We start from the raw sequence: 10,951 nt of genomic DNA on the forward strand, positions 1-10,951 counted from the left end.
ATGAAACAAAACATCCAACTTATCAAATACGATAACCGTCGCAATGCTAGCCAGTTTGACTTATTGTTGTTAGAGAATTTGCTCCAAAGAGCAGATTTGAGTGATACATTACGGAATTACCATAAGAATAATTTCTACACTATTCTGATTTGTACTTCGGGTTCGGGAAAGCATACCATCGATTTTGTGGATTATTCCTATCAGCAAGGCACGATTTTAACCATTCGAAAAGATCAAATTCATCGGTATCATTATTCTGAAAGTAAGGGGTATTTGTTTGTGTTTACTGAGGATTTTTTTATTCAGTTTTTTGAAAAAACTGAAGCGACTAAATGCTTGCAGTTATTTAATGAATTGATTACGGCTCCTCTAACGGAGATGGATACTAAACAATTTGAGCTTTTTTTTCCTTTAATTTCTGAAATAGAGCAGGAATATAATCGTTTACAAGACGAGTATGCCCTTCCTATCATCGGTTCTTTGTTACATATTTTCCTTAATAAATTACTACGTCAAAAATCGCTATCGGCACTACAATTACAAAATCGTAAATATTTACCTGAGTTTGTCAAACTGCAAGCCTTGGTGGAAGCCCACTGTTTGGAGACCAAAAAAGTGGAAGATTATGCAGAAAAAATGAATCTTAGTACCAAAACCATCAATAATATTACCCAAACCATCATTCACAAATCTGCCAAACAGTTTATTGATGAAATCGTAATTTTGCAAATCAAAAGACTTCTTACTAATCCAAATGTATCTATCAAAGAAATTGCCTATCAGGCAGGTTTTGAGGAGACGACTAATTTTTATAAGTTTTTCAAAAAATATGTTCAAAATACCCCTGAATCCTTCAGAGGCGTATGTGATAAGGCTTTTGTATAAATTCTTGTTTTAACATTACTATACCATACAACTTCCCTTTTATTTTACGCGAATATTCATCTTTTATAACACAAAACCCATCAAACCTTCTATTTCTTCTAATTCCCAACTTTCCGATTTTTACACTTTATACGCCTATTTTGATAATTATGGTAAAACAGAATAGCGCTAGCTTTGTCATATCAAATCGGCGGTTGATTTGATATAACAAACACAGTTCAACTGCTTTTCTAAAACTTTAAACAGATAAAAAAATGAAAATCGGAATTACAGCGGCTACAGGACAATTAGGAAAATTGGTAGTAGAAAGTTTGAAACAAAAAGTAGCTTCAGAAAATATCGTAGTATTGGTTCGTACACCTGAAAAAGCAAGTGATTTGGGCGTAGAAGCAAAAGCATTTGATTACAGCAACAAAGCCACACAGGTAGAAGCATTAAAAGGTATTGATACACTTCTGTTGATTTCGGGTAGCGAAGTTGGACAGCGTGAGGTACAACATGCCAATGTGATAGCTTCAGCCAAAGAAGCGGGCGTGAAAAAAATTGTTTACACAAGTGTATTACATGCAGATAATTCAACCTTGAGCTTGGCGGTTGAACACGTTGCCACCGAAAAGAACTTGAAAGAATCAGGCCTAACTTATACGATTCTTCGCAACGGTTGGTACACTGAAAACTACACAGGTTCAATTGGTGGAGCTTTGGCAGGTGGTGCATTTATTGGTAGCGCAGGCGACGGCAAAATCTCTTCGGCTGCTCGTATCGATTTTGCAGAAGCAGCAGCAACCGTATTAGCAACCGAAGGTCATGATGGAAAAGTGTACGAATTGGCAGGTGATACAGCCTATACATTGACAGACTTAGCAGCTGAAATTTCGGCGCAAACTGGCAAAACACTCCCTTATGCTAACCTACCAGAAGCAGAATATGCTAAGATTTTGACCAGCTTTGGCTTACCAGAATTTTTTGCGCAAGCTATTGCTAGTTGGGATGTAAGTGCATCGAAAGGAGATTTGTTTGATGATAGCAAAGCTTTGTCAGCCTTAATTGGTCGTCCAACAACGTCTTTGGCAGAGACCGTGAAGGAGACATTGGCAGGTTTGTAGTGATAGTTTTTAAGTACAAAAAGGTACAAGTCTCGTGAGGCTTGTACCTTTTTGTGTATTTGCCGAAGTTATCTTATTCTAGTTTACTTTTTCCAACTCAACTGAACCGTAAGTTTTTCTTGTTTCATCCGTAAAAAACCTACCCACAATCTTTATCTTCTTACCTTTCTCCTTTTGAATTTCCCATTTGGTAGCGCCTTCATATCTACTGATCTATTTCTAGTCCCAAGCGTTTTTTGAGAGGACGTTATTTTCGTAAATAAATCTTATCTACCATCTCTATCTATTTTAATGACCAATTCCCCCAAATCTATCGTGAAAACTTTTTACTTTTGATTTCACAAAATATTCGCTGATTTATGAATGAGTTTCATGCATATACAGAAGAAGCAACTCTTATTTTTGAGGCAAAATTTTAATATTATGAAAGGTATTCAAGGAACATCTAATAAAACCTATAGGCAATTAATGGGGAATAGTTTGCGTTATGAAATTCCAAAATTTCAACGTGACTATACTTGGGATACTGAACAATGGGATGATTTATGGCAGGACATCAAGGCGCTTATGTCGGATGATGACGAGGAGCATTATATGGGTTATTTGGTTCTCCAAACTTCAAACAATAAAGAATTCTTGGTAATTGATGGGCAACAACGATTGACAACCATGAGTATTCTAATTTTATCGACTCTCAAATGTCTGATAGATTTAGTTGACTCAAATATTGACCCTGAAAATAATTTATTGAGAAAAAACAATTTGCTTAACAGCTATATCGGCTATGTCGACCCTGTTACACTCATTTCAAACAATAAACTTAGGTTAAATCGGAATAGTAACGACTACTATAAGCAGCATTTGGTACTATTAAAAGAGTTACCTCTTCGTAATACCAACACCTCTGAAAAAAACATGAGAGAATGTTTTAATTGGTATTATGATAAAATTAAAAAAGAATACAAAACGGGAGAAGAGCTAGCTGGTTTTGTTGATTCAATAGTAGATAAACTTTTTTTTACTGTTATTGAAGTTACAGACCAACTCAACGCTTTCAAAGTATTTGAAACTTTAAATGCTAGAGGTGTTCAATTATCTGCTTCTGATTTATTGAAAAATCATTTGTTTTCAGTGGTAGATGAAACACAACCTCATATTTCTGAAATTGAAGAATTAGAAAATATCTGGAGTAAAATTGTAGGTAAATTGGGCGAGCAAAAATTTGAAGATTATTTAAGATATTACTGGAATAGTAGAAACAAATCGGTTGGCAAAAAGAATCTTTTTAAAACTATAAAAAGTAGTATTAAAACCAAACAAGAAGTCTTTGGCTTGATAAGAAATCTAAACGATACTGCTGATGTTTTTCTGGCTATTCAAAATCCAGAAGATGATTTATGGAGAGACAAACCCGAAATTCAAAAGTCACTCAGAGAGCTAAAGCTTTTCCAAATTCGTCAAACGTACTCCCTTTTCATATCAGGATATAGAAATCTTACTACAGAAGGATTTAGTAGGTTAACTAAAACCTGTTCTATTATCTCATTGAGATACAACATCATTGGAGGGTTGAACCCAAACGTACAAGAGGACATTTACAATACAGTAGCATTAAAGATTGAATCGCAAAAAAAATTCGCCGCTTCCGATTTTTTATCGATTTACGTTCAGGATAATAGTTTTGAAAATGATTTTTCATCAAAAGAATTCAAAAATACAACCAGAAATCATAAGATAGTTAAATACCTTTTGTCAAAAATAGAAATATACGAGCATAATAATGAAATCGATATTGATAGCGATTTATTTACGATAGAACATATCTTACCAGAAAATGCCGATGAAGCATGGGGAGATTTTTCTTCTGATGAGATTAATGGTTCGAGATTTAGGATAGGTAATCTGACGCTACTAGAAAAAAAGCTAAATAGAGAAGCTGCTCAAAAATCGTACTCAGAAAAATGTAAAATATTTGAAAAATCACATTCCAAACTTACCAATTTAATTCCTACAAAGTTTGGTAATTGGAATGAGGAAAAAATAGCTAAAAGACAAAGGGATTTGGCAAAACATGCTAAAGCTATTTGGAAAATCCATGAACTTAGTAATTAGCAACTTACGTAACATGTTGGTTGTGGGCACAGCACCCACAACCAACATGTATTTCTACAAATCAGTCCTCAACACTGCTCCATTACTTGCATTGGTCACTAAAGCCCTGTATTGATTCAACCATCGTGAGGTTAAAGGCTTTTTGATAGGCACAAATGCGGCTCTTCTTTCTGCTATTTCTTCCTCTGAAAGATTTACAGACAAGATATATTGGTCAACATCGATATGTATTTCATCGCCATTTTTTAACAAACCTATCATTCCGCCTTCGGCTGCTTCAGGTGATACGTGCCCAATGGAGGCTCCTCGGGTGGCTCCGCTAAAACGCCCATCTGTGATTAATGCCACCGAAGCACCCAAACCCATCCCCATCAATAAACTTGTAGGACTCAACATCTCTTGCATTCCCGGACCACCCTTAGGCCCTTCGTAGCGAATTACTACTACGTCCCCAGCTTTTACCTCGCCTGCCAAGATTCCAGCGATGGCCTCTGGCTGACCATCATAGCAAACGGCTTTGCCTGTAAATACACGACTCCCCGTTAAGCCAGCCGATTTGATAACAGCTCCTTGTTCGGCTAAATTACCGTATAAAATTGCCAACCCTCCTACTTGACTATAAGGATTATTGATACGTCGAATTACATTGGTATCTTTTATTTCAGCATCGGCAATTTTTTCATACAATGTTTCTCCTCCAATCGTGAGATTATCTAACAAAACATCGTCTCCCCTTTTGGTCATTTCTTTCATAACGGCATTTACTCCACCCGCACGGTTGATGTCTTCCATGTGTATGGTACTCAAACTAGGGGAGATTTTTGCAATATGCGAAACCCGCTGAGAAATAATATTAATATCTTTCAACTGAAAATTTACTCCTGCTTCGTTGGCAATGGCAAGTAAATGTAAAACAGTATTGGTACTTCCGCCCATGGCCATATCAACTGCAAAAGCATTTTTTACAGCTTTTTCATTCAAAATATTTCTCAATTTGAATTTTTCTCTCAAAGCCTCCTCCTTGGCAATCGTACAAATCCTTCTTGCCGCTCGACGATAAAGCTCCTCCCTTTCTTTGGTCTGTGCCAAAATCGTCCCGTTGCCCGGTAATGCTATCCCCATAGCTTCCATTAATGTATTCATAGAGTTTGCGGTAAACATCCCCGAACAACTCCCTCCACTTGGACACGCATTGCATTCGATATCTTTCAACTCCTCGGCACTTATGGTACCAGCCTCGTGTTTGCCTACCGCCTCAAATGCTGTAGCTAGGTCAATCGGCGTACCATCCTTTTTATATCCCTTTGCCATGGGACCTCCACTCACAAAAATAGTCGGCACATCCACTCTTAAGGCTCCCATAATCATGCCTGGAACGATTTTGTCACAATTAGGAATAGCTATCATGGCATCCAATTTATGGGCATTCATCACACTCTCTATCGAATTGGCAATTAATTCACGACTTGGAAGCGAATATAGCATCCCATCATGTCCCATAGCTATACCGTCATCTATTCCGATGGTATTAAACTCAAAGGGTACACAACCATTAGCACGTATTTCTTCTTTGATAATTTCGGAAACCTTATTTAAGAAAAAATGCCCTGGAATAATTTCAATAAATGAATTGGCCACACCGATAAATGGCTTATCAAAATCAGCATCCTTTAGTCCCGTAGCACGCAATAGGGCTCTGTGTGGCGTACGTTGGTACCCACGTTTTACTTCATCACTTCTCATATTTTTTATTTTTTCTGTTTAAAGATGCGAGATTTCAGGCGACTCAAAGTTTCAGGAGAAATATTGAGATAGGATGCCAAATTCGCGTTTGATAGTCTTTGGATTAGCTCTGGATTATTTTCGAGCAAGGTGGTATATCGCTCGGTGGCGTTTTGGGTCAGTAAACTACTTAGTCGTCCTGTGATTACAGTAAGACCATATTCTAAGATATAAATATAGATTTTGTCCCATACAGGAATACTTTCTCTTAATTGAAGGAAATCATGATGCGAAATAGTCAATACCTCCGAATCTTCCACGGCTTCGATAAACTCCGTAGAAGGTTCACGGGAAATAAAACTTACCAGCGACGTCAAAAAAGTATGTTCAAAAGCCATAAAACGAGTTACAATCCCAAAATCTTCGGTATTGTAATACAACCTCAAACAACCTTTTTGAATAAAAAACAGTCGGTCTGCCACCTCACCTTGTTCGAGCAGATGTTCGTTTTTGTTGACCTTCACCCACTTGAAGCACTTCAAAATAGAAGTAAGTTCGTCCTCGGTAGGTGCTGTTTTTTCTGTAATTATCCTAGCAAGCTCCGTTTTCATCGTCTAAATTCTTTTACAAAGCCAAAGTAAAAACAAATAAAATCGAAAAGCATTGACTTGCGTCAAAATCGTTAATGAAACAAAAATTAAATGTGGTTTAAATCGTAATGAATAAATATGAGTAAAAATTAGGACTTAGTTGTCAGGCTAGAGGCGGTTGGTAGCGGGCTAATAGTTATAATAAGTTATTTAAGATTGAGCTTTAAGGTTTCAGGTATCGGCTTTCGGTGGTGGGCTTTGGGATAAATGCTTGTCCGTGGTCGTTAAAAGCATTTTAACACTCTTTGCCTGTTGCCTTGTACCCAAAACAAAGATAACCATACCTATATTTTTACTAAAAGTTCTTGGCTTTGGTAGAATCTCCCCAAAAAACAAACAACCTAACACGAAGTAACAGGATAGGCTACCTTTACATGACCCTTTTTGATGGATTTAAGTTTGAAATAACGATACTTTCTTGCAAAAACACTCAAATAATTGATTAGTAAAACCCCTTTAGTATGGTCTAATTCATGGAGAATCATTCGTGCCGTCAATCCAGAAAATTCCTGTATCCGAAGTTCTAATTTTTCATTGTGGTACTTTACTTTTATTTTCCATGGTCTGTCAACAGTTTGAATCAAACCTGGCAAACTAAGACATCCCTCTTCTGCTTTCCACATTTTTGAGGATGACTCTAGTACTTGAGGATTAATAAAGGTTTCTTGAATACCGCTGTCTTTTGCCTCAAAATATTTCCCACGAAAACCTTTTCCTATGGCCTGAAAGGCATTTTGACTGTCTATAACAAATAGATTATAAGGCAACCCTATTTGTGGGGCAGACAAACCACAGCCTTGCGCATTTCGCATGGTATCCCACAAATTGACTGTGATAATTGGAAGTTGAGGGTTGTCCAACATAATATCAGTACAATTTTGTGATAAAATAGACTGCCCGTACAAATACACTGGTTGAATCATGAGGCTATTTGATAATTTTGCTCAATCTACAAATTACCTAACAACATGCTCATTTTCAATTTATTCGTACATAATCCTCCACAAAATAGCAGAATTAAGTAATTATGCTCAATTACTCATCAACAGAAAGTGAGGGAAATAGCACCTATGGCATAACCAAAATTTTTGAGTTCCAAATAGCCTTTACCGTTTGAATTCTTGTAAAATAGACTCCAGAAGGAAGACTCTGCAAGGACACTTCTATGCGTTCTTGATTTCTAAAATCGATAGATTTTACCACCTTCCCTTGTATATCCAAAAGGTCAATTTGCCCAGAAGTTAGATACGGTAATTGTACTATCAGAAAATCATGACAAGGGTTTGGGTACACCAAGGACTCCACAGCCAATGGTTCATTTGCCAAAATCAGTGAAGTAGTAATCGTTTGGGTGGCAATAGCTGATTCGGTATTAGTTCCAAAAGCTTTTAAAAGGTAGGTATAGTTAGCTTTTTGAATAAATGTACTATCCACAAATGACCTAGCAGTAAGAACCTTTGTTGACTTATCAGCATACCCTTCTATACTTCGACTAATTTGATAGCTTGTTGCCCCCGTCACTTCTGTCCAACTTCCTTTGATAAGTCTATTGGCCAGGTCTTCTGACAAAACCAGCGTGGGAGTAGAAAGTACCTGAGGTGTTACAAGAACTAATGAGTCATAAGGCGATTCGGCAAGTTGATTGATGGCTTTGATGCGAAAAATGTAAGTAGTATTTGGGACAAGATTTTTTTCTTGATAGCTCGACTTTGTACTATCCAACAGCACTGGGCTGTTATAGACTTGACCTATCTGCTTTTTCTCAATCAAATACTTTTGAGTATACTGGATTGTTTTCCAAGTTATTTCCAAACTTGTTGTACCATTGCCAGAAGTGTAAATTGAGTTAAGCTTAAGGCTTGGTACTTGCAAGGCATTCTGGACTTTTATCGTGTAAAGAGACTCTTCTGATTCAGTTAGATTGCCAAATGCTTTTAAACGATAGGTATAGGTTTTTCCCAAACTAATAGCAGAATCAAGGTAAAAGCGCTCTGTTCCACCCAATTTTACTAGTAGCGAAAAGTCTCCCCCTTCTACTTTGCGTTCCAAAACGTAAGTATTTGCCCCATCGACCAGATTCCAATTGATTCTGTTTTGGGTCAAAGAAATTTGCGCCCCTTCAACTACTGGTGTACTAAGTTTTGCAGGGGTGGTAAAATAAAAGTAAATATAATCGGAGCTCGCTGTCGACGATTTGGCTATTAGTCTACACTGATAGCTTGTATTTGGGTTCAAATCATTTATTTCCCAGCCCAAAGTAGGGGCATTGAAAGTACCAAAGGGCTCATAGTTGCCATTTTTCAAAATTTCTATCACATAGCTAGTGGCCTTATTGATTGCATTCCAAGTTATAATGGCATGATTATAATAAAGCACCGCTACCGTAACCGTAGGATTATTGAGAGGGGCAGTATTTTCATGTTCGATATTCAGGTCATAAAATGAACAAGCATTGACAAAGTTTTTAGACCGAAGACAGGGTCCAATGAATTGATGAAAATCTACTGTATAGTATCGGTTTGGTAAATAGTCAATTTTACTGTGAGGAATGGTTTTGGTAAAAAAAAGCGTAACTCGATTTCCCATGTAGCTAATTCCGTCGATTGGAACCACTTTTGTTTCATCATTGTCAAAATAAATGTAGTCTTTTATACCAAGTTTAATGGAATTTCCTGTGTAAGGGCTCAAAACGGTGGTATCGGCAACCGAAATCATCTGTGTACCACGAGGAAATTCTAGTGTAATGGCGTTGCGAAGACTATCGGTAAAATAGGCTCTTTGGATATTTGGAGAGTGATTGTTGATATCATCTGACATTCCATAAAATAATGGCGCCAATATTTTATACAAATTCGAAGCGATGGTAAAATATCCTTTATTTGAATGATGAATCCCATCGATTGTTTCGATGCCTACCTGTGAAAATACTAGTGTTTTAGGAAAAAGAGAGGACGTTAACCGCTGAAAGTTGCGTATGCTAGCACCAGTATTAGCAGGTAAAGGCAAAACATTATTTTGGAAAACCACAAATTGTTCTACGGATGGATAATCTATTTGCCAATATTGATACAATTTTTTGAAATCATCAGAATAGGTCGTCGAGTGTTCAAAAGTATCGTTTTCTCCTTGTGCCCAAAAAAAAGCTCTAATATGATTTACGGCCTTTGCTTTTTGAACTCTATACAAGAGAGAACCATAAATTGTACCGAGATTTAGGGGATTTTGTTGGTCTCTAAAGTGCTGGGAGATACTTGTTCCTGGCACGGCACCATTGATAACACAGCTTGGAATCCCAGCGTTCTGAACAATAAATTTTTGTAAGGCCAGCGCCCATGCCCCCACTTGAGGGCTTGAACTTAACCAAAGAGTATCCGCCTCCGACCCCATGTTTACTCCAAAAGTTCTAATATATTTATTCTCAAAATAAAAAGGTTCATTACCTATATTAAAAGCATAGGCATTTGACTGGCCATTTACTACATAAAAGTCTCCTGATACCAAGTGCTCACGGCTAATCAGAAGCGTAGAATCTTGTCCAGCAACCAAATAGATTTTAACTTCGTACTCAGCCAATTCTGCCTTTAAACTTAGATTTGTAATCGAAAAACTTCCCCTCACACTACCATTCAAATACGTGATAGCTCCTTTTTGATACGAATAACTTTGTCCCTCACGAGTGAGTACCGCAGAAACATAGCTATATCCCGACTGTTCTACGTATCCTTTGATGGGAATACTTCCAAGATTTGCATTATTGCGAGGAAATAGTTGAGAATCTTGTGGCAAAGATTCAAAAGATACGACTCCGATTCTCTGACCCAAGGAAGTATCCATCCCAAGTAAAATAAGGATTAATACATAAAGTACTTGTTTCAAATAATTCATAAATGTTAGTAAATATTTAGCAATTCGTCTTTGCGATATGTATTAAACTGATTAAGTTATTATCCAAAGTGAAGAACCAATTTACCCAAGGCTACAGGCACTAGGCAAAGAGTATTAAATGTTTTATTAGAAACGATAGGTTTGTTTTTACCGATTGCCCAAAGCAGAATGCCATAAGCTCAAAAATCAAATTTTATTTTGCGTATTACTCTAAATCTAATTCTGCTACTTACTTGGGGATTGAAAGATTCATGGTAAATCCATTCCTACATTGATTGACCTGATATTGTTATTTTTAGTTGTCTGTACTGAAGATAAAACTTTAGGAATTGATTAAAGGTAAGTATTCGAGTAGAATGAGTTTAACTGCTCGGCTATAGACAAGCACATATTTTTGCCTATTGCTCAAGGCTTTAGGCGAAAGGCAACAGGCACTAGGCAAAGAGTAGAAAATTGTTATTTAGTAAAGATAAATATGTTTTTGCCGAATTTATGCTTACCCAACTAATTATCAAAAAATGAGTCATCCCAAATTTCGGGATTGGGATTATCCTCCATAATTTTCATAAAAAAAGGGTCGGAATATATTTC

General features: G+C 36.9%; 7 protein-coding genes. 3 read left to right on the forward strand and 4 right to left on the reverse strand.

The features are described 5' to 3' along the window. The 3 genes from ACOVQ4_RS12685 to ACOVQ4_RS12695 form a co-directional block, all read left to right on the forward strand. Positions 1-885 (forward strand): helix-turn-helix domain-containing protein (locus ACOVQ4_RS12685; RefSeq protein ID WP_421821011.1); only part of this gene is annotated, 885 nt, incomplete at its 5' end. Positions 886-1,139: 254 nt separating this feature from the next. Further along, complete coding sequence (locus ACOVQ4_RS12690) at positions 1,140-1,991, forward strand: SDR family oxidoreductase (protein ID WP_421821012.1); 852 nt, start codon at positions 1,140-1,142, stop codon at positions 1,989-1,991. 423 nt (positions 1,992-2,414) lie between these two features. Further along, positions 2,415-4,103 carry a DUF262 domain-containing protein gene (locus tag ACOVQ4_RS12695; protein WP_421821013.1) on the forward strand — a complete coding sequence of 563 codons (1,689 nt, stop codon included), beginning with the start codon at positions 2,415-2,417 and terminating at the stop codon, positions 4,101-4,103. A 54-nt stretch (positions 4,104-4,157) separates the two neighbouring features. Here the strand turns inward: ACOVQ4_RS12695 and ilvD are convergent, their stop codons facing one another. The 4 genes from ilvD to ACOVQ4_RS12715 all read right to left on the reverse strand — a co-directional run bounded on the left by ilvD (position 4,158) and on the right by ACOVQ4_RS12715 (position 10,360). Continuing rightward, positions 4,158-5,846 (reverse strand): dihydroxy-acid dehydratase, encoded by a 1,689-nt coding sequence (ilvD, locus tag ACOVQ4_RS12700; protein WP_421821014.1) that lies wholly within the window; start codon positions 5,844-5,846, stop codon positions 4,158-4,160. A 5-nt stretch (positions 5,847-5,851) separates the two neighbouring features. Continuing rightward, positions 5,852-6,436 carry a Crp/Fnr family transcriptional regulator gene (locus ACOVQ4_RS12705; protein ID WP_421821015.1) on the reverse strand — a complete coding sequence of 195 codons (585 nt, stop codon included), beginning with the start codon at positions 6,434-6,436 and terminating at the stop codon, positions 5,852-5,854. A 380-nt stretch (positions 6,437-6,816) separates the two neighbouring features. Continuing rightward, positions 6,817-7,398 carry a peptide deformylase gene (locus tag ACOVQ4_RS12710; RefSeq protein ID WP_421821016.1) on the reverse strand — a complete coding sequence of 194 codons (582 nt, stop codon included), beginning with the start codon at positions 7,396-7,398 and terminating at the stop codon, positions 6,817-6,819. A gap of 145 nt (positions 7,399-7,543) precedes the next feature. Continuing rightward, positions 7,544-10,360 (reverse strand): T9SS type A sorting domain-containing protein, encoded by a 2,817-nt coding sequence (locus tag ACOVQ4_RS12715; protein WP_421821017.1) that lies wholly within the window; start codon positions 10,358-10,360, stop codon positions 7,544-7,546. Between the last annotated feature and the right edge of the window lie 591 nt (positions 10,361-10,951).

The organism is Flectobacillus sp., from assembly GCF_049240685.1.
Taxonomy (GTDB): Bacteria; Bacteroidota; Bacteroidia; order Cytophagales; family Spirosomataceae; genus Flectobacillus.